A 20,475-nucleotide genomic window follows, 5' to 3' on the forward strand; every position below is an offset into this window, starting at 1 on the left:
TGTATAACGTGGCAGCACCACACCGCTCTTTGGAATTAATATGCAAAACCAAAAAATTCGTATTCGCCTTAAAGCATTTGATTACCGTTTAATCGACCAGTCTGCAGCTGAAATCGTTGATACAGCTAAGCGTACTGGTGCGGTTGTTAAGGGTCCAGTACCTTTGCCAACCCGTATTGAGCGTTTTGATATCTTGCGTTCACCACACGTGAATAAGACATCCCGTGATCAATTAGAGATCCGTACGCACCTTCGTTTGATGGATATCGTTGATCCTACAGAGAAAACAGTAGATGCTTTGATGAAATTAGACCTTCCAGCAGGTGTGGACGTCGAAATTAAGTTGCAGTAAGGAATAATTCCAGTCTGGGCACTTGCCAAGACTGGACTTTCAGGATAGAATCTAAGGCTTCGCTCGATTATTTGGGCGAAATTTAAGGTTTTATCTGCATTATAAATGTTGTAAGTTATTGATTTAGAAGTATTTTTACTTGTAAATCACTTAAATTAATTTTGCCGACCAATCGCAGTCGGCGTGGAGCATGAATATGAGCTTAGGCTTAATCGGCCGCAAGGTCGGCATGACGCGTCTTTTTACGGACGAAGGGGAATCAATTCCTGTGACCGTAATCGACGTGAGCGACAATAGAATCGCTCAAATCAAGACCCAGGCAACTGATGGCTATGATGCTATCCAGTTGGCACATGGCACACGTAGAGCTACTCGCGTTACCAAAGCAATGGCTGGTCACTTCGCTAAAGCAGGGGTGATGGCTGGTAACGGTCTCAACGAATTTCAATTAGACGCAGCAAAAATCGCAGAAATGACACCAGGTCAAGTAATTCCTGCTGAAGCTGCATTTACTGCTGGTCAAAAAGTGGATGTACAAGGCGTGTCTATCGGTAAAGGTTACGCAGGTACTATCAAGCGTTATCACTTCGCTTCTGGTCGCGCATCGCACGGTAACTCACGTTCACATAACGTACCAGGCTCCATTGGTATGGCGCAAGATCCAGGCCGCGTTTTCCCAGGTAAGCGCATGACAGGCCACCTTGGTGACGTTACCAAAACAGTTCAAAATTTAGTCATCGCACGCATTGATGCAGAACGTAATCTCATCATGGTTAAGGGCGCTATTCCAGGTGCCCCAGGCGGTAAAGTAATTGTTACTCCAGCGGTGAAGACACCGTTGAAGAAGAAATAAGGAGAGCGAATATGGAACTTAAGCTTCTCCAAGATAACGGTACTTTAGGTGCGGGCTTCCAAGCTTCACCAGAAGTATTCGAACGTGAATATAACGAAGCATTGGTGCACCAAGTTGTAGTTGCTTATCAAGCAAATGCGCGTAGCGGTAACCGTGCGCAAAAAGACCGTGAGCAAGTTAAGCACTCTACTAAGAAACCTTGGCGTCAAAAAGGTACTGGTCGTGCTCGTGCTGGTATGAGTTCTTCCCCGCTGTGGCGTGGAGGTGGTCGTATATTCCCAAATTCTCCAGAAGAGAATTTCAGCCAAAAAGTAAACAAGAAAATGTATCGCGCCGGTATGAGATCAATTTTGTCTCAGTTAGCCCGCGAAGGTCGTTTGAATGTGGTTGATCAATTCAATCTCGATGCACCCAAGACTAAAGAATTAGCTGACAAAGTTAAAGCAATGGGCTTGGATTCAGTCTTGATCATTGTTGATCAGGTTAGCGAGAATTTGTTCTTGGCATCACGCAACTTGCATAAAGTTGCTGTGTGCGAGCCACAGCACGCTGATCCATTGGCTTTGGTTCAATACAAAAAAGTATTGGTAAGTAAAGCCGCGATTGCAAAAATTGAGGAGTTGCTGAAATGAGCCAAGTCCGTAAAAATGATCACAACCTGATGAAGGTTCTGCTTGGACCGGTTATCTCTGAAAAAGCCACTATGGTTGCAGAGAAAAACGAACAAGTAGTTTTCCAGGTAGCGCGCGACGCAAACAAACTCGATGTAAAACAAGCAGTTGAATTGCTCTTCAAAGTGCAAGTTGACTCAGTTCAAATCGTGAATCAAAAGGGTAAGCCTAAGCGCTATGGCCGTTTTGAGGGTCGTCGTGACCACACTAAGAAGGCCTATGTGAATTTGAAGCCAGGTCAAGAAATTAACTTTGAAGCGGAGGCGAATTAATCATGCCTTTGATGAAGACAAAACCGACCTCACCAGGTCGTCGTTCAATGGTCAAGGTGGTTAATCCCGACCTGCATAAAGGTAAACCTTTTGCAGCGTTAGTGGAGCCACAATTCCAAAAAGCGGGTCGTAACAACAATGGTCACATCACTACCCGTCATAAAGGTGGTGGTCATAAGCATCACTATCGTGTTATTGATTTCAAACGCAATGACAAAGATGGCATTCCGGCAAAAGTGGAACGCTTGGAATACGATCCAAACCGCAGTGCCAATATTGCATTGATCATGTTTGTCGATGGTGAGCGTCGCTATATTCCTGCTGCTAAAGGTATGACTGTTGGCCAAGCAATTATGAATGGTTCAGAAGCAGCAATTAAATCGGGTAATAATTTACCGATTCGTAATATCCCAGTGGGTAGCACGATTCACTGTGTAGAAATCATGCCGGGTAAAGGCGCACAGATTGCCCGTTCTGCTGGCGGCTCCGCTGTATTGCTGGCTCGTGAAGGCGTATACGCTCAAGTGCGTTTGCGCTCCGGTGAAGTTCGCCGTGTTCTGATTGAGTGCCGCGCCACTATTGGCGAAGTTGGTAATGAAGAACATAGTCTGCGCGTTATCGGTAAAGCTGGTGCAAATCGCTGGCGTGGTATTCGTCCAACCGTCCGCGGTGTGGCAATGAACCCAGTAGATCACCCACACGGTGGTGGTGAAGGTAAGACTGGCGAAGGCCGCGTACCTGTATCTCCATGGGGTACTCCAACCAAAGGTTATCGTACACGTCGTAACAAGCGTACAACATCGATGATCGTTCAACGCCGTCAAAAGCGCTAAGCGATTAAGGAAAAATAGATATGACACGTTCAGCTAAAAAAGGCCCATTTTGCGAAGCCAGCTTGGTAAACAAAGTTGAAGTCGCACAAGCCAACAAAGACAAAAAGCCGATCAAAACTTGGTCACGCCGTTCAACGATTCTGCCAGACTTTATTGGTCTGACAATTGCTGTTCACAACGGCCGTCAACACGTTCCGGTTTATGTATCAGAAAATATGGTGGGTCACAAGTTAGGCGAATTTGCCTTGACCCGTACTTTCAAAGGTCACGCCGCTGACAAGAAAGTAACGAAGAAGTAAGGGGATGATGATGGAAGTTAAAGCTATTCACAAGAGCGCCCGCATTTCAGCGCAAAAGACACGTTTGGTCGCCGACCAAATTCGTGGTTTGCCGATTGCTCGCGCATTAAACATTTTGAATTTCAGCCCCAAGAAAGCTGCCTTCATTGTGAAAAAAGTAGTTGAATCAGCGATTGCAAATGCTGAACACAATAAGGGCGCTGATATTGATGAGCTCAAGGTTTCAACAATTATTATTGATAAAGGCACCTCCTTGAAGCGCTTTACTGCACGCGCTAAGGGTCGTGGTAATCAAATTGAAAAACAAACTTGTCACATTAGCGTGACCTTGAGTAACTAAGGAAATATATGGGCCAAAAGATAAACCCAACCGGATTCCGACTCGCGGTAACGAAGAATTGGACATCACGTTGGTATGCAAATAATACTGATTTTGCAAAGATGCTGAAAGAGGACGTTGATGTCCGCATCTATTTAAAGAAGAAGTTGAAAAATGCATCTGTTAGTAAAGTTGTGATTGAGCGTCCTGCAAAGAATGCCCGCATCACTATCTATAGCTCACGTCCAGGCGTTGTGATTGGTAAAAAAGGCGAAGACATTGAAGTGCTCCGTCGCGAATTACAAAAGCGTATGGGCGTACCTGTTCACGTAAATATCGAAGAAATTCGTAAGCCAGAAGTAGATGCACAATTGATTGCTGACTCTATTACTCAGCAGTTAGAGAAGCGCATCATGTTCCGTCGCGCAATGAAGCGTGCCATGCAAAGTGCAATGCGTCTTGGAGCACAAGGTATCAAGATCATGTCATCTGGTCGTTTAAACGGTGCTGAAATTGCTCGTCGTGAATGGTACCGTGAAGGTCGTGTTCCACTTCATACATTGAAGGCCGATATTGATTACGCAACGTCAGAGGCCGAAACAACCTACGGCATCATCGGTGTAAAAGTATGGGTTTACAAAGGCGATACATTAGGTCGCGGTACTGAAGCTCAAGTCGCCGCTCCATCTGCTGAACCCGCTGCCGAAGAAAAGAAAACCCGTCGTGCCCCAAGTAAGACAACAGCTCGTAAACCAGCTGCTGCTACAGACAAGCCATTAGTTACTGCTAAGCCGGCAGTAAAGCGTGTGCGTAAGGTTGAAGCACCTGTCGCAGATACACAGAAGTCAGGAGAGTAAGCATGCTACAACCAAAGCGTCGCAAGTATCGTAAGGAACAAAAAGGCCGCAACACTGGCGTGGCAACACGCGGTAGTTCTGTAGCCTTTGGTGACTTTGGATTGAAGGCCGTTGGCCGTGGACGTCTGACTGCTCGTCAAATCGAGTCAGCACGTCGCGCAATGACCCGTCACATTAAACGTGGTGGCCGTATCTGGATCCGCATTTTCCCAGATAAGCCGATTTCACAGAAACCTGCTGAAGTACGTATGGGTAACGGTAAAGGTAATCCAGAGTATTACGTAGCAGAAATTCAACCAGGTAAAGTGCTTTACGAGATGGATGGTGTTGATGAGACTTTGGCGCGCGAAGCTTTTAAGCTTGCTGCCGCTAAATTACCTCTGCAGACCACTTTCGTGATTCGCCATCTAGGTTGATCGGGATAGATATTATGAAAAATACAGAACTAGCATCAAAAGATCTGACTGCTTTGAATACTGAGTTGACCGAACTCTTAAAGACCGGTTTTAAACTCCGTATGCAAAAAGGCACTCAGCAACTCACAAATACAAGCCAATTGGGTAAAAATAAGCGCGACATCGCTCGTGTGAAGACTTTTATTACCCAAAAGACTGCACAGAAATAAGGAAAAAGGGATATGACAGAATTATCAAAACCCTTGCGCCGCACCCTAGTGGGACGCGTAGTTAGTGACAAAATGCAAAAAACTGTGACGGTGCTCGTTGAGCGTCAAGTTAAGCATCCAGTGATTGGTAAGTATGTTGGCCAATCCAAAAAGTACCACGCTCATGATGAAGCCGGCACCTACAAGATGGGCGATACCGTTGAAATTGCTGAATCTAGACCAATTTCACGCACCAAATCTTGGGTTGTGACCCGTTTAGTTCAGGAATCAAAGGGCATTTAAGAAATATTTTGGGATTTTGGGCTAAGTTTATTGCCAAATCCCTGTTTTACGTAGTAATATAGAAGGCTTCTCTGGTTTTATTGAGAGAAGAAGTGTTTTTCATTAATTCCGGGTTTTAACTTTCGTTAAAACCCATAGACGGAACCAAGACTGTTTGCCTTTGGCCAATAAGTTGGGGATTAGAAATGATACAAACCGAAAGTAGATTACAGGTTGCCGACAACACAGGCGCCAGTGAAGTTTTGTGCATCAAGGTATTGGGCGGCTCTAAGCGTCGTTACGCCAGTATCGGTGATGTTATCAAAGTCAGCGTGAAATCCGCTGCTCCACGAGGCCGTGTAAAAAAAGGTGACATTTATAACGCCGTAGTAGTGAGAACTGCTAAGGGCGTTCGCCGTCCAGACGGTTCATTGATTAAGTTCGATGCAAACGCTGCAGTATTGCTCAACGCTAAGTTAGAGCCAATTGGCACACGTATCTTTGGACCAGTTACACGCGAATTGCGTACTGAAAAGTTCATGAAGATCGTTTCTCTCGCCCCCGAAGTGATTTAAGAGGCTGATATGAAAAAGATTCGTAAAGGTGATTCCGTAGTTTTGTTGACTGGCCGTGATAAAGGCAAGCAAGGAACTGTAACGGCCGTTCTCGAGAACAAATTAGTGATCGAAGGCGTGAATATTTACAAAAAGAGCGTTAAACCTAATCCAGCAGCCGGTGTTACTGGCGGCATGATTGATAAGACGATGCCTGTTCACATTTCTAATGTGGCTGTGGTTGACGGAAATGGCAAGCCATCACGTGTTGGTATCAAACTCGTTGATGGTAAAAAACAGCGCTTCCTCAAAACCACTGGCGCAACATTAAGCGCATAAGGGTCACGGAGAAATTATGAGCACACGTTTTCAAGAACACTATCAACAAAAAGTGGTTGCTGATTTGATTACCAAGTTTGGTTACAAATCTGTAATGGAAGTTCCACGCATCACCAAAGTAACCCTGAATATGGGTTTAGGCGATGCAGTGAACGACAAGAAAATTATCGAAAATGCAGTCGGCGATTTAACTAAAGTTGCGGGCCAAAAGCCAGTAGTAACTAAAGCGAAAAAAGCGATTGCAGGTTTCAAAATTCGTCAAGGCTACCCAATCGGTGCCATGGTGACATTGCGTGGTCAACGCATGTACGAGTTCTTGGATCGTTTCGTTACTGTTGCATTGCCACGCGTACGTGACTTCCGTGGAATCTCCGGTAAAGCATTTGATGGCCGTGGTAACTACAACATCGGCGTTAAAGAACAGATCATTTTTCCTGAAATTGAATACGACAAGATTGACGCCCTCCGTGGTCTCAATATCAGTATTACGACGACCGCTAATACCGACGAAGAAGCAAAAGCTTTGTTGGCAGCGTTCAAATTCCCTTTCCGCAATTAAGAGGCTAACGTGGCAAAACTATCCCTGATTGAGCGCGAGAATAAGCGCGCAAAAACTGTAGAGAAGTACGCTGTAAAGCGTGCCGAACTCAAAGCGATCATTGCTGATCAATCACGCAGCGATGAAGAGCGCTATGAAGCTCGCTTGAAACTACAGGCACTTCCACGTAATGCAAGCCCGATTCGTCAAAGAAATCGTTGTTCATTAACCGGTCGCCCACGTGGCACATTCCGCAAGTTCGGTTTGGCGCGTAGCAAGATTCGCGAAATCGCCTTCCGTGGCGAAATCCCCGGTTTAACCAAGGCCAGCTGGTAAGCGGCGAAAGAATTAGGAGAACTCATGAGTATCAGCGATCCAATCGCCGACATGTTGACCCGGATCCGCAATGCGCAAGCAGTGCAAAAGCCGTTAGTCACAATGCCGTCGTCAAAAGTTAAAGTAGCCATTGCAAAGGTTTTGCAGGACGAAGGCTATATCGAAAGTTTTGAAATCAAAGGTGAAGCAGCTAAGCCAGTACTTCACATTGACCTCAAATACTATGCAGGCCGTCCTGTTATTGAGCGCATTGACCGTGTATCCACACCAAGTTTGCGTATCTACAAAGGCCGTCACGACATTCCAGAAGTGATGAATGGTCTGGGCATTGCAATTATTTCAACCCCTCAAGGCTTAATGACTGACCGCAAAGCTCGCGCTACTGGCGTGGGTGGCGAAGTTATTTGCTACGTAGCCTAAGGAGAGCAATATGTCCCGCGTAGGTAAATCACCAATTACAGTTCCTAAGGGCGCTGAAATCAGCATCAATGGTGCAAACGTGACTGTTAAGGGCCCATTGGGCACACTGACACATAACTTGCATCCAACTGTTGGTTTGAAACAAGAAGATGGCGTATTAACAGTGATTTTAAATAGTGACTCCCCAGAGGCTGGTGCTCAGTCTGGTACGGCACGTGCTTTAGTAAACAACATGGTTGTTGGCGTTACTACAGGCTTTGAGCGTAAGCTCAGCTTGGTAGGCGTTGGTTATCGTGCTGCTGCTCAAGGTGAAACATTGAAATTGCAGTTAGGTTTCTCACACGACATTATTTACAACCTACCAAAGGGCGTAAAGGCTGAGACTCCAACACAAACTGAAATCATTATTAAAGGCTCCAACAAGCAGCAAGTTGGCCAGGTCGCAGCTGAAGTTCGCGCATATCGTTCACCAGAGCCATACAAAGGCAAGGGCGTTCGCTACGTAGACGAAGTTGTGCATCTGAAAGAAACCAAGAAGAAGTAAGCGAGATTAAAAAATGAATAAAGACGAATCCAGACAAAGACGCGCTCGGCAGACTCGTATTCGCATTGCCGAAGCATTGGCAAATCGCTTAACAGTTATCCGTAGCAATACGCATATTTCTGCACAGGTATACAGCCCATGTGGAACCAAGGTTGTGGCAGCTGCTTCAACAATGGAAAAAGAATTGCGCCAAGCGATCAAAAATGGCGGCAACGCTGAGGCTGCAAAACAAATTGGCAAATTAGTTGCTGAGCGTGCTGTTAAAGCAGGTGTTGTTGATGTTGCTTTTGATCGTTCCGGGCATCGTTACCACGGCCGAATTAAGGCCTTAGCTGAAGCTGCGCGTGAAGCCGGCCTGAAGTTCTAATAGGGTTTAGGAAAAAACATGGCAAAAATGCAAACTAAGATGCAAAACGAAGAGCGTGATGACGGTCTTCGCGAGAAGATGATCGCGGTTAATCGTGTAACTAAAGTGGTAAAGGGTGGTCGTATTCTCGGCTTCGCTGCACTGACTGTAGTTGGCGATGGTGATGGCCGCATCGGTATGGGTAAAGGTAAATCAAAAGAAGTTCCAGTTGCTGTTCAAAAAGCAATGGATGAAGCTCGTCGCAAGATGATCAAGGTAACTTTGCGTAAAGGTACTTTGCAGCACACTGTTACTGGTCAACATGGCGCCTCACGCGTTTTGATTTCTCCAGCTAAAGACGGTACTGGAATTATTGCTGGTGGCCCAATGCGTGCGATTTTCGACGTTATGGGTGTAACTAACGTGGTTGCTAAGTCACTCGGTTCTACAAATCCATACAACTTAGTTCGTGCAACGATTGATGGTTTGAGCAAGATGAGTACTCCTGCTGAGATTGCTGCTAAGCGCGGCAAATCAGTCGAAGAGATTCTCGGCTAAGACCACAAGATTAGGAATCTATAAATGACAACATCTAACTCCAAAGTCAAACTGCAATTAGTGCGCAGCTTGATCGGTACCCGTGAAAGCCATCGTGCAACTGTTCGTGGCTTAGGCCTCGGTCGTATCAATTCAGTATCTGAATTAGAAGACACACCAGCTGTACGCGGCATGATTAATAAAGTTTCTTATCTAGTTAAAGTTGTTAGCTAACTAGCAAGTAAATAGGCGAAGAATATGGAACTCAATACACTCAAGCCCGCAGAGGGCTCCAAGAAAAACCGTCGTCGCGTAGGTCGCGGCATTGGTTCTGGACTTGGTAAAACTGCTGGTCGCGGTCACAAAGGTCAAAAGTCACGTTCCGGCGGATTCCACAAAGTTGGATTCGAGGGCGGTCAGATGCCGATGTATCGTCGTTTACCAAAACGCGGTTTCGTGTCTTTGACACGTCGTCACGTTGGTCAAATTACTTTGAACGACTTAGCAAAAATCAACTTACCTGAAGTGGATTTATTGGTATTGAAGGCTCACGGCTTTGCCGGTGAGCAAATCAATGCAGTTAAGGTCGTTAAAACTGGCGAACTGAAGATTGCTGTAACCCTTAAGGGTATTACTGCAACTGCCGGCGCAAAAGCAGCGATTGAAGCGGCTGGCGGCAAATTAGTTGAAGCAGCTTAATAGGTCTATACAGTAAACATGGCATTAGCACCTACCAATAACGCAGGCACAGCAGCAGCAGGAGGCAAGTTTGGCGAATTACGTCAACGCTTGATTTTCTTGGTGCTGGCTTTGATCGTGTTCCGTTTGGGTGCTCATATCCCTGTACCTGGTATTGATCCAGACCAATTGGCACAGTTATTTGCTGGTCAGAAGGATGGGATCTTGGGCATGTTTAACTTGTTCTCAGGCGGCGCTTTATCCCGCTTTACGGTTTTTGCCTTGGGAATCATGCCTTACATCTCTGCATCCATCATCATGCAGTTAATGACGATTGTTGTTCCTTCTCTAGAATCATTGAAAAAAGAAGGTCAAGCTGGTCAGCGTAAGATTACTCAGTACACCCGTTATGGCACTGTATTCTTAGCAACTTTCCAGGCCTTAGGAATCTCTGTTGCATTACAAGCTCAACCAGGTCTAGTGTTGAACCCAGGTTTGATTTTTGAACTCAATACCGTAGTTACTTTAGTAACTGGAACGATGTTCTTGATGTGGTTGGGTGAGCAAATTACAGAACGTGGCCTTGGCAACGGGATTTCCATCATTATTTTCGGCGGCATCGTCTCTGGACTTCCTTCTGCTATTGGTAGCTTGCTTGAGTTGGTTCGTACTGGCTCAATGAATATTGTTTCCGCACTGCTGATTGTTGTGATCTGTATAGCAGTGACTTATTTTGTGGTGTTTGTGGAGCGTGGCCAACGCCGTATCCTGGTGAACTACGCTAAGCGTCAAGTTGGCAACAAGATATATGGCGGCCAATCCTCTTATTTCCCGTTGAAGTTAAATATGGCAGGGGTTATTCCTCCTATTTTTGCTTCATCTATTATTTTGTTCCCTGCAACTATTGCTGGTTGGTTTACATCGGGCGAACCAAGCAATATGTTTAGCAGAATTATTAAAGATTTAGCTGCTACTTTGGCCCCAGGTCAACCTGTGTATACCATTTTGTACGCAGCGGCAATTATTTTCTTCTGCTTCTTCTATACCGCTTTGATATTTAACAGTCGTGATACAGCTGAGAACTTGAAGAAGAGTGGCGCATTTGTACCAGGCATTCGCCCGGGTGATCAAACAGCACGATATATCGATAAGATTTTGGTGCGTTTAACTTTGGCTGGCGCAATTTATATGGTTTTGGTTTGCTTGTTGCCAGAATTCTTAGTATTGAAGTACAACGTGCCGTTTTATTTTGGTGGTACTTCATTGCTGATTATTGTTGTTGTTGCAATGGATTTCATGTCACAAGTTCAGTCCTATGTAATGCAGCAGCAGTACGGCTCTTTGATGAAAAAAGCCAACTTTAAGATGGGCGCTTAACTGAATGTCTAAAGACGATGTCATTCAGATGGCGGGGGAAGTTGTAGAGAATTTGCCGAATGCGATGTTTCGCGTGAAGCTAGAAAATGGACATGTGGTTCTAGGGCACATTTCCGGAAAGATGCGGATGCACTACATTCGTATTTTGCCGGGAGATAAGGTGACGGTGGAGATGACTCCTTACGACCTGACAAGAGCCAGAATCATTTTCCGAGCGAAGTAAGTAAAGATTAAGTAGTACCTATTTTTAAGAGGTGAGTTATGAAAGTTTTAGCATCCGTTAAATGTATTTGCAGAAATTGCAAGATCATTAAGCGCAAACGCGTTGTGCGCGTGATCTGTTCTTCAGACGCACGTCATAAGCAGCGTCAAGGCTGATCTGGTTAATTAAGAGGAAATCTCATGGCACGTATCGCTGGGGTAAATATCCCAAATCATCAACATACTGTTATCGGTTTAACAGCAATTTTTGGCATTGGCACAACTCGTGCTCGCAAAATTTGCCAGACCACAGGTGTTGCTATTGATAAAAAAGTTAAGGACCTTACTGACGGTGACTTGGAAAAGTTGCGTGATGAAGTGGGTAAATTCATTACTGAAGGTGACCTTCGTCGTGAAGTAACTATGAGCATCAAGCGTTTGATGGACTTAGGTTGCTATCGTGGCGTGCGTCATCGTAAGGGCTTGCCTGTACGTGGTCAACGTACTAAGACGAATGCGCGTACCCGCAAGGGCCCACGTAAGTCTGGCGTGCAACTCAAGAAATAATCAAGAAAGTTTATTGACATGGCAAAACAACAATCCGCTTCTGCAGCTTCACAGCGCGCACGTAAGAAGGTTAAAAAGAACGTTGCTGACGGTATTGCACACGTTCACGCTTCTTTTAATAACACCATTATTACGATTACTGATCGTCAAGGAAATACGCTTTCATGGGCAACTTCTGGCGGCCAGGGCTTCAAGGGCTCACGTAAATCGACACCTTTTGCTGCTCAGGTAGCTGCAGAGGTTGCTGGTAAAGCGGCTGTTGAATGCGGTATCAAAAATTTGGAAGTTCAGATCAAAGGCCCAGGCCCAGGTCGTGAATCAGCAGTTCGGGCGTTGAACTCATTAGGTATCAAGATCACTGAGATTCAAGACGTTACTCCAGTTCCACATAATGGTTGCCGTCCTCCTAAGCGTCGTCGTATTTAAGCTGGGAAGTTGGCAGTATAAGTTTTAGTAGTTTTTTATAAAAGCCCACTGTTCATCTGATTTAAAGGGTGAACTCACCGCCGGTCGTAAGACTGCGGCAAAGAAAGGAAAGCATCGTGGCACGTTACTTAGGGCCTAAGGCCAAATTAGCACGTCGGGAAGGTACCGACTTATTTTTAAAGAGCGCACGTCGCGCCCTGTCAGACAAGTGCAAGTTAGATACTAAGCCTGGTCAACATGGTCGCACATCTGGCTCAAGAACATCGGATTACGGTAATCAATTGCGTGAAAAGCAAAAGGTTAAACGTATCTATGGCGTATTAGAGCGTCAATTCCGTCGTTACTTCGCAGAAGCTGAGCGTCGTAAGGGCAATACGGGTGAAACATTGCTCCAGTTGTTAGAGTCACGTCTCGATAACGTGGTCTATCGTATGGGCTTTGGTTCAACACGCGCTGAAGCACGCCAGCTGGTTTCTCATTGCGCAATTTTGCTCAATGGTAGCCCAGTCAATATCCCATCTATTCAGGTTAAACCTGGCGATGTAGTTGCTATTCGTGAAAAAGCGAAGAAGCAAACGCGTATTGCAGAATCACTCAATCTAGTTCAGCAAATGTCTGCAGTCACCTGGGTATCAGTTGATGCAACTAAGTTGGAAGGAACATTCAAGCAAGTGCCCGACCGCGAAGATATTAGCGGTGAAATTAATGAAAGTTTGATCGTCGAATTGTATTCACGCTAATTAGGCACTCCCAAGGAAAAAAATATGCAAACAAATTTGCTCAAACCAAAAATTATTTCTGTTGAAGCGCTTACCGCCAACCAAGCTAAGGTTGTTATGGAGCCGTTCGAGCGTGGTTATGGCCACACACTCGGAAATGCATTGCGTCGCGTACTCTTGTCCTCAATGGTTGGTTATGCACCAACTGAAGTAGCTATTGCTGGGGTTGTTCATGAGTACTCCACTTTGGATGGTGTTCAAGAGGACGTAGTAAATCTCTTGTTGAACCTCAAAGGGATTGTATTCAAGTTGCAATCACGTGATGAAGTTACGATCAATTTGCGTAAAGAAGGCCCAGGCGTTGTTACTGCAAAAGATATTGATTTACCGCATGATGTCGAAATCATGAATCCTGATCACGTCATCGCTCACTTGTCAGCTGGTGGCAAGTTAGATATGCAGATCAAGGTCGAAAAAGGTCGCGGCTATGTGCCTGGTAACGTGCGTCAATATAACGACGAAACTACCAAGATCATTGGTCGTATCGTATTGGATGCTTCATTTAGCCCGGTAAGCCGCGTTAGCTATGCTGTTGAATCTGCTCGTGTAGAACAGCGTACCGACCTTGATCGTCTCGTAATGACTATCGAAACAAACGGCGTGCTGTCCCCTGAAGAGGCGATTCGTCAAGCTGCTAGCATCTTAGTTGATCAATTGGTTGTATTCGCGGCTCTGGAGAGCAGCGAAGTTTCTGGTGATCTTGCACCAAGCCGCTCTTCAATGGTTGATCCAATGTTGATGCGTCCGGTTGATGATCTTGAGCTCACAGTTCGCTCTGCAAACTGTTTGAAGGCTGAGAACATTTACTACATCGGTGACTTGATTCAACGTACAGAGAATGAATTGTTGAAGACGCCTAATCTAGGCCGTAAGTCCTTGAATGAAATCAAGGATGTATTAGCGGCTCGTGGCTTAAGCCTTGGCATGAAACTCGAAAGCTGGCCTCCAGCTAACCTCGAGAAATAATTAGAAAGGAAGCATCATGCGTCACGGAAACGGCTTACGCAAACTAAACAGAACTTCATCACATCGCTTGGCGATGCTGCGCAATATGTCTAATTCTCTTTTGGAGCATGAAGTGATTAAAACCACTTTGCCAAAAGCAAAAGAATTACGCATGGTTGTTGAGCCTTTAATTACCTTAGGTAAAAAAGATAACTTAGCAAATCGTCGCTTGGCATTCAATCGCACTCGTGATCGCGATATCGTGACTAAACTCTTCACAGAGCTTGGCCCACGTTACGCAACACGACCAGGTGGCTATCTTCGTATTTTGAAGTTTGGCTTCCGTCACGGCGACAATGCACCTATGGCATTGGTAGAGTTGGTGGATCGTCCTGAAGTTGAAGAAACAGCAGCTGTAGCTGAAGAGGCTTAAGTCTCGCAGTTAGAAAAAAAGCCAGGCTTCGGCCTGGCTTTTTTCATTTATGCGGTTATAAATACAATATGTCTCAAAACTCACTCACTAAACCCGACAATCTTTTGCTTGTTGTAACCAGTCTCCCTAATATGGAGGCCGCTACAGCCTTGGCAAAGAGCCTGGTGGAAAGTCACTTAGCTGCTTGCGTTCAGCTTAGCGAAGGAGTTTATTCGGTGTACCGGTGGGAAGGTAAGGTCTGCGAAGCGCAGGAAGTGATGCTGTCAGCAAAAACAGTTTCTCATCAGTGGGAAGAAATTTGCAGTTTCATTAAAGAAAGTCATCCTTATGACCTTCCGGAGATATTGGCTTTTTCCCCAGAGCAATATGATCAGCAATATGGCGAGTGGGTTAGCTCTGAGGTAAATTCAAAAGCATGAAAATGCAATCACTTCTAAAAACAGTTTTCACATTACTGATGCTGATATCGGTGCAAGCGTTTGCTACGCAAGATTTTTTACCTCCAGAAAAAGCCTTTCGTATAGAAGCGACCTGGTTAGAAAATTCTAATCAAATTGAGATAGATTTTATCCCTGCTAAAGGCTATTACCTCTATCAAGAATCACTTCAATTTGAAGCTGGTCCAGAAGCTGGGAAGCTATATAAAATAAAGCCTGTATTGCCACTTGGGATAGAAAAGTTTGATGAGACCTTTCAGAAAAAGTTACAAGTTTATAAGCAGCCCTTTATGGTTTTGCTTGACATCAAGCCCGATCTTGGCAAGCCTATACATGTTGAGGTGAGTCTGCAGGGTTGTGCAGAGGCAGGTATTTGCTATCCACCAATGACGCTCAAGTTTTTGTTGGCTGCCCCCGGAGTAAGGGCTGCACCAATTCCTGAAGTGCTTGATGGTATGCAGGTTTCAGTAAATCCCCAAGCGGAATTTAGTTTGGCTGATTTATGGCGTGAACGAGATGACGTCAATGCTATTAGTCGCTTTTTAGCGAATACTTCCACTGCTTATTTGTTCTTAGCTTTCTTTGTTTTAGGTCTGGCCTTAGCATTTACGCCCTGCGTTTTACCAATGCTACCAATTTTGTCGAGTGTGATATTTGGTTCCCAAGGTGGGAAAACAATCTCGAAAAGTCGAGCCAGTCTTCTAGCGGTTTCATATATCTTGGGTATGGCCTTGATTTACGCAATAGCTGGCGTCCTGATGGCGGCTTTAGGAGGCAGCGTGCAAAGAGCACTGCAAAGCCCAATCGCACTTGCTGCATTTGCTCTTTTACTTTTGGCCCTCTCTGGCAGCCTATTTGGCCTCTATGACCTGCGTTTACCTCAGGCATGGCATCAACATATTGATCGGCTGGCAGGGCGGCAAAAAGGGGGTAGCGTCTTTGGTGCTTTTGCCTTGGGTGGTATTTCTACTTTGGTGGCCAGTCCTTGTATTACGGCCCCTTTAGCAGGGGTTTTAGCCTTTATTGCCCAAACGGGTTCTATGAGCTTGGGTGCGGGTTTACTCTTCGTGATGGCTCTAGGAATGGGTCTGCCACTGCTCTTGATTGCCATTGAAGCGCGTATTTTGATACCCTCAACTGGCATCTGGATGGTGTGGTTGCAGCGAACCTTGGGAGTTTTATTGGTGGCGACTGCAGCTTGGATTGCATCCCCATTGCTACAAAAAAATGATCCTCCCGGCTCTGTAACAACAATTAACGGGCAGAAGCTCCATCAAGTTGGTGACCTATCTTTTACGGTGATTCATTCGCAAGCTGAGCTTGATGCATTGCTAATTAAAGCCAGGCAGGATAAAAAATTAGTACTACTCGATTTTTATGCTGATTGGTGCATTAGTTGCAAAGAAATGGAAGTAAATACTTTTGCCAATCCGGAAGTGAGTAAGGAGTTAAAGCAATTTGTATTGCTACAGGCCGACGTTACTGCCAATAGCCGTGATAACCAGGCACTACTCAAGCGTTTTGGTTTATTTGGGCCGCCTGGCATTTTATTTTTTAATCTGGAGTCACAAGAGCAACCAGACCAACGTGTCATTGGCTATATGCCACCTCAGCGCTTTATTGAGCGCTTGAAGAAAGCTACTGAAGCTAAATAGATTGCTGTTTACTTTGCTGCTTTAAGTAAGCGTGCTGCCTCAAGTGCAAAGTAAGTGAGAACGCCATCAGCGCCAGCACGTTTAAATGCGAGCAAAGATTCCATCATGACAGCATTGTGATCGAGCCAACCATTTTGTGCAGCAGCTTTGAGCATCGCGTATTCACCGCTCACTTGATAGGCATATGTGGGGTAATCAAACTCTTCTCTAACGCGACGCACGATGTCTAAATAAGGCATTCCGGGCTTGACCATGACCATATCCGCGCCTTCACTAATATCCAGTGCAACCTCCCGCAAAGCCTCGTCACCATTGGCGCAATCCATTTGATACGTTTTTTTATCTGCCTTACCTAGGTTCTTTGAAGAACCCACTGCATCTCTAAATGGGCCATAAAAAGCAGAGGCATATTTAGCTGAATAAGCCATGATTCGCGTATGAATCAATTTCTTTTGTTCAAGTGCATCACGAATTTTTCCGATGCGACCATCCATCATGTCTGATGGTGCCACGATATCTACGCCAGCCTCTGCTTGAGTGACCGCTTGCTGTACCAAGATGGCAGTAGTCTCATCATTGAGGATGCGACCTTGTTCATCGAGGATGCCATCTTGACCATGACTTGTATAAGGATCGAGCGCAACATCGGTCATGATGCCCAAATTAGGAAACCGTTTTTTGAGTTCGCGAACCGCTGTTGGTACTAAGCCGTTTGGATTGCAAGCTTCTTTGCCATCAGGTGTTTTAAGGGCAGCGTCAATTACCGGAAACAAAGCTAACACTGGGATGCCTAAATCAATGCACTCTTGTGCAACTGGAAATAGCAAGTCCAATGAAATGCGATTAACACCGGGCATGGAAGCAACCGCTTCAGATTTTCCTTCGCCTTCAAGAAGAAAAACGGGATAGATCAAATCATTTGGAGAAATATGGTTTTCTTGCATGAGGCGACGTGACCAATCATCACGACGCATGCGGCGGGGACGGTGCCCTGGAAAACTGAGCAAGGAGTTAGCTGGTGATTTCATCTTCTTGAGTTTCTGCTTCAAATAGCCATTTAATCACTAAATTATCGGCCTCTTCCAGCCCAATACGCTTAGTGCTAGAAAATAATTGTGCCGTAAGTTGCTTGGAGTCGCCTGTACCGTCAGGGAGGGCCGGGTCATATTGCTGCAGTTGTTTCTGAACAGCCTCCAGAGCGTGTTTGCACTCACTCTTATTTAGTTTGTCGCACTTGCTAAGCAAAATATGGATCGGTTTACCAGTAGGCACAAACCATTGAATCATTTGTTCATCCAGGTCCGTAATTCCTCGTCTAGCATCCACAATTAACACCATGCCTACCAACTGCTCACGCTCCTGCAGATAGTCGCTTAGAAGGGCATTCCAGTGATATTTAGTCTCATGATTGACGGCAGCATAGCCATAGCCAGGTAAGTCGACCAGATAGGCTAAAAGATCGTCTTTAGAAAAAAGACCAAAATAGTTGATATGTTGGGTGCGCCCCGGCGTTTTACTGGCAAAAGCGAGTCTTTTTTGATTACACAGGACATTTATGGCGCTGGATTTACCCGCATTTGAGCGACCAGCAAAGGCTACTTCCCGGAGGGGAGTGGCAGGTAGGCAATGGGTGTCATTGACTGTGGTGGCGAATCGGGCTTGAAAGAGTTTAGACATGTCCTGAAGCTATTGTAAAATCACGCAAAATCATGAAATATCTCATGGTGTTGGGTAAAAAGGTTGTAAATGCTGGGCCCAAACACTTTTAGGAATTTTTGCCAAGGTAAACATAATGCGTCAAACCTCCCAAATCTCCAAATTAACTAGCGTACGTGCTGGTTTTGCGGCTTTCTCTATTTTCGCTCTAAGCGGTCTTGCGCCTCAGGCTTTGGCTGCCGATCCAGCACCTATGGCCCCCGCTGCAGAAGCAAAGGCTGCGGCTCCAGTTAAGCCAAAGGTCGATGCGGCTGCTGGTGAGGCCTTATATTCTGCTGGCGATGCAACGCGTGGTGTGATTGCCTGCATTACTTGCCACGGGCCTAAAGGCCAAAGTGCAGTAGGTACATGGCCTAAATTGGCTGCCCAACACCCGACTTATCTTGCCCGACAGTTAAAGAACTACAAGGAAGGGATTCGCGTTAACGCAATTATGATGGGTATGTCTGCTGCATTAACCGATCAAGATATGAATAATATTGCTGCTTATTTGTCCCAACAGCAGCCCTCTCAAGGTGTTGCTCAAAACAAAGATACCATTGAGTTGGGTAAAAGTATTTACCGTGGGGGAATATCGGCTAAGAATGTTCCAGCTTGCGCTGGATGCCATAGCCCGAACGGCGCTGGAATTCCTGCGCAGTATCCTCGTCAGGGTGGTCAATGGGCTGAGTACTCTAACACTCAATTAATGTTATTTCGTGAAGGTACTCGCAAAAATACTCAGATGAATATGATTGCCACAAAGCTCTCTGATCAAGAAATGAAAGCTGTTTCTGATTACATGGCTGGTTTGCATTAATTGAGTGCGTAAGAAAAACAAAACCCCGTTCATGTAGCGGGGTTTTTTATTATCTAAATACTTTAGAAAATTAGCCGGGCAAGATTGTTTCGCTAGCAAACAAGTCTGAAGTATTTTCACGACTACGTATGACATAAACATTTGTTCCATCAACCATAATTTCTGCAGGTTTTGGGCGCGTGTTGTAGTTAGACGCCATCACAAAACCATACGCACCGGTAGATAGAATTGCTAGGAGATCACCTTCTTCAACAGCGAGCTGGCGGTCTCTTCCTAGCCAATCAGCAGATTCACAAACAGGACCAACCACGTCATAAGTCAAACTTTTAGCAGATTTTGCTTGAACAGGAATAATGCCATGATGGGCTTCATATAAGGCAGGGCGCAAAAGCTCAGTCATGGCAGCGTCAACAATGCAGAAGTTTTTTTCTGCACCCGGCTTGAGGTATTCAACCGTTGTAAGTAGTACACCTGCATTACCCACCAAGGATCTTCCGGGTTCAAGAACGATATCCAGATGGGCAAATCCTCGATCTGCCACATGGTTCAAAAGTGAATTGGTGAAATCGGTAATATCGGGCGGGTTCTCATCGCCATAGGAAATACCCAGGCCACCACCCAAATCGAGATGGTGAATCACGATACCCTCTCTTTTAAGGTGCTCAACCAAATCTAACACTTTATCTAAGGCATCTAGGTAGGGCGCAGTAGAAGTAATTTGCGAACCAATATGGCAATCAATACCCACCACATCAATTTGTGAAAGCTGAGTTGCTGCACGATAAGTTTTTAAAACCTCGTGATACGCAATACCAAATTTATTTCCTTTTAAGCCAGTAGAAATATAAGGATGAGTTTGCGCATCAACATCGGGATTGACGCGTAATGAGATTGGAGCACGGCAGTTTAATTTAGTCGCTACTCGATTAATCTTATGGAGCTCGGCGATCGACTCCACGTTAATACATTTGACGCCCGCTGTTAAGGCTGCAGCAATTTCAGTTGCAGATTTACCAACGCCTGCGAATACTAAGCTGGAAGGATCTGCGCCAATGGCTAAAGCGCGGGCTAACTCACCACCGCTAACCAAATCAAAGCCAGCCCCCAGTTTTTTAAAGCAATCTATTACCGCTAAATTGCTATTGGCTTTCATAGCGTAGTGCACGCGGGCGCGACGCTTACCTTTGCTATCTACACAGGCTTTGTCATAAGCTTGATAAGCCTCAGTCAAAGCCTTTTTGCTGTACACATAGAGTGGCGTACCAAATTCTTTTGCTAAATCTGCAAGCGGTACTTCTTCGGCATACCAGTTGCCATCCCGTTCAGTGAATCCAGACAGCTTAGGAAGTGGAATTGCTTGACTAGTCATTACTTGGCCGATGATGGGCTGCTGGTAGCAGCAGGATTTTGTGGTGGATATAGAGTGCCCTTAGGCTCAGGCTCTGTAGGAGCAGGCGGAACTGGTGGAACAGTGGGCAAATAGAGAGGACCCCTAACCCCACATCC

36 protein-coding genes are annotated in these 20,475 nt (G+C 45.4%); 33 read left to right on the forward strand and 3 right to left on the reverse strand.

Features of this window, described 5'->3' with window-relative positions; genetic code table 11:
- Positions 1-40 precede the first annotated feature (40 nt).
- The 31 genes from rpsJ to dsbD all read left to right on the forward strand — a co-directional run bounded on the left by rpsJ (position 41) and on the right by dsbD (position 16,454).
- The gene (rpsJ, locus tag ICN45_RS06810; protein ID WP_011901899.1) at positions 41-352 is read left to right on the forward strand and encodes a 30S ribosomal protein S10; all 312 of its coding nucleotides are present in this window, start codon (positions 41-43) and stop codon (positions 350-352) included.
- Positions 353-548: 196 nt separating this feature from the next.
- A complete protein-coding gene (rplC, locus tag ICN45_RS06815; protein WP_216175662.1) occupies positions 549-1,205 on the forward strand; it encodes a 50S ribosomal protein L3 in 657 nt (218 codons plus the stop codon).
- Positions 1,206-1,216: 11 nt separating this feature from the next.
- The gene (gene rplD, locus ICN45_RS06820; RefSeq protein ID WP_216174750.1) at positions 1,217-1,837 is read left to right on the forward strand and encodes a 50S ribosomal protein L4; all 621 of its coding nucleotides are present in this window, start codon (positions 1,217-1,219) and stop codon (positions 1,835-1,837) included.
- On the forward strand, positions 1,834-2,148 hold the full coding sequence (gene rplW / locus ICN45_RS06825; protein ID WP_071464440.1) for a 50S ribosomal protein L23: 315 nt from the start codon (positions 1,834-1,836) through the stop codon (positions 2,146-2,148). The genes rplD and rplW overlap by 4 nt, the downstream gene beginning before the upstream one ends.
- Before the next feature lie 2 nt (positions 2,149-2,150).
- Entirely contained in the window at positions 2,151-2,981 is an 831-nt protein-coding gene (rplB, locus tag ICN45_RS06830; protein WP_216174752.1) for a 50S ribosomal protein L2, read from the forward strand.
- A 20-nt stretch (positions 2,982-3,001) separates the two neighbouring features.
- Positions 3,002-3,280 carry a 30S ribosomal protein S19 gene (gene rpsS / locus ICN45_RS06835; protein WP_046329379.1) on the forward strand — a complete coding sequence of 93 codons (279 nt, stop codon included), beginning with the start codon at positions 3,002-3,004 and terminating at the stop codon, positions 3,278-3,280.
- Positions 3,281-3,287: 7 nt separating this feature from the next.
- Complete coding sequence (gene rplV / locus ICN45_RS06840; protein ID WP_216175663.1) at positions 3,288-3,620, forward strand: 50S ribosomal protein L22; 333 nt, start codon at positions 3,288-3,290, stop codon at positions 3,618-3,620.
- An 8-nt stretch (positions 3,621-3,628) separates the two neighbouring features.
- On the forward strand, positions 3,629-4,456 hold the full coding sequence (gene rpsC, locus ICN45_RS06845; RefSeq protein ID WP_216174754.1) for a 30S ribosomal protein S3: 828 nt from the start codon (positions 3,629-3,631) through the stop codon (positions 4,454-4,456).
- A gap of 2 nt (positions 4,457-4,458) precedes the next feature.
- Positions 4,459-4,872: a 50S ribosomal protein L16 gene (gene rplP, locus ICN45_RS06850; protein WP_071464443.1), complete on the forward strand. Its 414-nt coding sequence runs from the start codon at positions 4,459-4,461 to the stop codon at positions 4,870-4,872.
- A 14-nt stretch (positions 4,873-4,886) separates the two neighbouring features.
- Positions 4,887-5,081: a 50S ribosomal protein L29 gene (gene rpmC, locus ICN45_RS06855; protein WP_216174756.1), complete on the forward strand. Its 195-nt coding sequence runs from the start codon at positions 4,887-4,889 to the stop codon at positions 5,079-5,081.
- A 12-nt stretch (positions 5,082-5,093) separates the two neighbouring features.
- On the forward strand, positions 5,094-5,363 hold the full coding sequence (gene rpsQ, locus ICN45_RS06860) for a 30S ribosomal protein S17 (RefSeq protein WP_216174758.1): 270 nt from the start codon (positions 5,094-5,096) through the stop codon (positions 5,361-5,363).
- 185 nt (positions 5,364-5,548) lie between these two features.
- On the forward strand, positions 5,549-5,917 hold the full coding sequence (rplN, locus tag ICN45_RS06865) for a 50S ribosomal protein L14 (RefSeq protein ID WP_011901910.1): 369 nt from the start codon (positions 5,549-5,551) through the stop codon (positions 5,915-5,917).
- 9 nt (positions 5,918-5,926) lie between these two features.
- Positions 5,927-6,235 (forward strand): 50S ribosomal protein L24, encoded by a 309-nt coding sequence (gene rplX / locus ICN45_RS06870; RefSeq protein WP_011901911.1) that lies wholly within the window; start codon positions 5,927-5,929, stop codon positions 6,233-6,235.
- Positions 6,236-6,251: 16 nt separating this feature from the next.
- Positions 6,252-6,794, forward strand: coding sequence for a 50S ribosomal protein L5 (rplE, locus tag ICN45_RS06875; protein WP_216174760.1), 543 nt, complete (start codon positions 6,252-6,254; stop codon positions 6,792-6,794).
- A 9-nt stretch (positions 6,795-6,803) separates the two neighbouring features.
- Positions 6,804-7,109: a 30S ribosomal protein S14 gene (gene rpsN / locus ICN45_RS06880; RefSeq protein ID WP_011901913.1), complete on the forward strand. Its 306-nt coding sequence runs from the start codon at positions 6,804-6,806 to the stop codon at positions 7,107-7,109.
- A gap of 24 nt (positions 7,110-7,133) precedes the next feature.
- On the forward strand, positions 7,134-7,529 hold the full coding sequence (rpsH, locus tag ICN45_RS06885; protein ID WP_216174762.1) for a 30S ribosomal protein S8: 396 nt from the start codon (positions 7,134-7,136) through the stop codon (positions 7,527-7,529).
- Between the two features lie 10 nt (positions 7,530-7,539).
- Positions 7,540-8,073 carry a 50S ribosomal protein L6 gene (gene rplF / locus ICN45_RS06890; protein WP_216174764.1) on the forward strand — a complete coding sequence of 178 codons (534 nt, stop codon included), beginning with the start codon at positions 7,540-7,542 and terminating at the stop codon, positions 8,071-8,073.
- A 13-nt stretch (positions 8,074-8,086) separates the two neighbouring features.
- A complete protein-coding gene (gene rplR, locus ICN45_RS06895; RefSeq protein WP_216174766.1) occupies positions 8,087-8,440 on the forward strand; it encodes a 50S ribosomal protein L18 in 354 nt (117 codons plus the stop codon).
- Positions 8,441-8,458: 18 nt separating this feature from the next.
- On the forward strand, positions 8,459-8,977 hold the full coding sequence (gene rpsE / locus ICN45_RS06900) for a 30S ribosomal protein S5 (protein WP_011901917.1): 519 nt from the start codon (positions 8,459-8,461) through the stop codon (positions 8,975-8,977).
- Between the two features lie 24 nt (positions 8,978-9,001).
- A complete protein-coding gene (gene rpmD, locus ICN45_RS06905) occupies positions 9,002-9,190 on the forward strand; it encodes a 50S ribosomal protein L30 (protein WP_216174768.1) in 189 nt (62 codons plus the stop codon).
- Between the two features lie 24 nt (positions 9,191-9,214).
- The gene (gene rplO, locus ICN45_RS06910) at positions 9,215-9,655 is read left to right on the forward strand and encodes a 50S ribosomal protein L15 (protein WP_216174770.1); all 441 of its coding nucleotides are present in this window, start codon (positions 9,215-9,217) and stop codon (positions 9,653-9,655) included.
- Positions 9,656-9,673: 18 nt separating this feature from the next.
- Entirely contained in the window at positions 9,674-11,011 is a 1,338-nt protein-coding gene (gene secY / locus ICN45_RS06915; protein WP_216174772.1) for a preprotein translocase subunit SecY, read from the forward strand.
- 4 nt (positions 11,012-11,015) lie between these two features.
- Positions 11,016-11,234 carry a translation initiation factor IF-1 gene (infA, locus tag ICN45_RS06920; protein ID WP_068320132.1) on the forward strand — a complete coding sequence of 73 codons (219 nt, stop codon included), beginning with the start codon at positions 11,016-11,018 and terminating at the stop codon, positions 11,232-11,234.
- Positions 11,235-11,272: 38 nt separating this feature from the next.
- Positions 11,273-11,389, forward strand: a complete 117-nt coding sequence (rpmJ, locus tag ICN45_RS06925; protein ID WP_012357167.1) for a 50S ribosomal protein L36 — start codon at positions 11,273-11,275, stop codon at positions 11,387-11,389.
- Between the two features lie 24 nt (positions 11,390-11,413).
- Positions 11,414-11,779 carry a 30S ribosomal protein S13 gene (rpsM, locus tag ICN45_RS06930; protein WP_088526685.1) on the forward strand — a complete coding sequence of 122 codons (366 nt, stop codon included), beginning with the start codon at positions 11,414-11,416 and terminating at the stop codon, positions 11,777-11,779.
- A gap of 18 nt (positions 11,780-11,797) precedes the next feature.
- Positions 11,798-12,205 carry a 30S ribosomal protein S11 gene (gene rpsK / locus ICN45_RS06935; RefSeq protein ID WP_216174774.1) on the forward strand — a complete coding sequence of 136 codons (408 nt, stop codon included), beginning with the start codon at positions 11,798-11,800 and terminating at the stop codon, positions 12,203-12,205.
- 116 nt (positions 12,206-12,321) lie between these two features.
- Positions 12,322-12,945, forward strand: a complete 624-nt coding sequence (gene rpsD, locus ICN45_RS06940; RefSeq protein WP_216174776.1) for a 30S ribosomal protein S4 — start codon at positions 12,322-12,324, stop codon at positions 12,943-12,945.
- A gap of 24 nt (positions 12,946-12,969) precedes the next feature.
- On the forward strand, positions 12,970-13,950 hold the full coding sequence (locus ICN45_RS06945; RefSeq protein ID WP_011901925.1) for a DNA-directed RNA polymerase subunit alpha: 981 nt from the start codon (positions 12,970-12,972) through the stop codon (positions 13,948-13,950).
- 16 nt (positions 13,951-13,966) lie between these two features.
- Positions 13,967-14,362 carry a 50S ribosomal protein L17 gene (gene rplQ, locus ICN45_RS06950; RefSeq protein WP_215384400.1) on the forward strand — a complete coding sequence of 132 codons (396 nt, stop codon included), beginning with the start codon at positions 13,967-13,969 and terminating at the stop codon, positions 14,360-14,362.
- Between the two features lie 68 nt (positions 14,363-14,430).
- A complete protein-coding gene (cutA, locus tag ICN45_RS06955; protein ID WP_216174778.1) occupies positions 14,431-14,781 on the forward strand; it encodes a divalent-cation tolerance protein CutA in 351 nt (116 codons plus the stop codon).
- Between the two features lie 2 nt (positions 14,782-14,783).
- On the forward strand, positions 14,784-16,454 hold the full coding sequence (gene dsbD / locus ICN45_RS06960; RefSeq protein WP_255531116.1) for a protein-disulfide reductase DsbD: 1,671 nt from the start codon (positions 14,784-14,786) through the stop codon (positions 16,452-16,454).
- A gap of 8 nt (positions 16,455-16,462) precedes the next feature.
- Here dsbD and hemB read toward each other — a convergent pair whose 3' ends face one another.
- Positions 16,463-17,482 carry a porphobilinogen synthase gene (hemB, locus tag ICN45_RS06965; protein WP_216174781.1) on the reverse strand — a complete coding sequence of 340 codons (1,020 nt, stop codon included), beginning with the start codon at positions 17,480-17,482 and terminating at the stop codon, positions 16,463-16,465.
- Positions 17,466-18,131, reverse strand: a complete 666-nt coding sequence (gene yihA / locus ICN45_RS06970; protein WP_216174783.1) for a ribosome biogenesis GTP-binding protein YihA/YsxC — start codon at positions 18,129-18,131, stop codon at positions 17,466-17,468. The genes hemB and yihA overlap by 17 nt, the downstream gene beginning before the upstream one ends.
- A 115-nt stretch (positions 18,132-18,246) precedes the next feature.
- Between yihA and ICN45_RS06975 the strand changes: the two genes are divergently transcribed.
- Entirely contained in the window at positions 18,247-18,969 is a 723-nt protein-coding gene (locus ICN45_RS06975) for a c-type cytochrome (RefSeq protein ID WP_216174785.1), read from the forward strand.
- Positions 18,970-19,039: 70 nt separating this feature from the next.
- Here the strand turns inward: ICN45_RS06975 and lysA are convergent, their stop codons facing one another.
- On the reverse strand, positions 19,040-20,338 hold the full coding sequence (gene lysA / locus ICN45_RS06980; RefSeq protein WP_216174787.1) for a diaminopimelate decarboxylase: 1,299 nt from the start codon (positions 20,336-20,338) through the stop codon (positions 19,040-19,042).
- Here lysA and ICN45_RS10420 point away from each other — a divergent pair.
- The gene (locus tag ICN45_RS10420) at positions 20,327-20,452 is read left to right on the forward strand and encodes a hypothetical protein (protein ID WP_255531176.1); all 126 of its coding nucleotides are present in this window, start codon (positions 20,327-20,329) and stop codon (positions 20,450-20,452) included. The genes lysA and ICN45_RS10420 overlap by 12 nt on opposite strands.
- The last annotated feature ends 23 nt before the right edge of the window (positions 20,453-20,475 follow it).

The organism is Polynucleobacter alcilacus, from assembly GCF_018881545.1.
Classification (GTDB): domain Bacteria; phylum Pseudomonadota; class Gammaproteobacteria; order Burkholderiales; family Burkholderiaceae; genus Polynucleobacter; species Polynucleobacter alcilacus.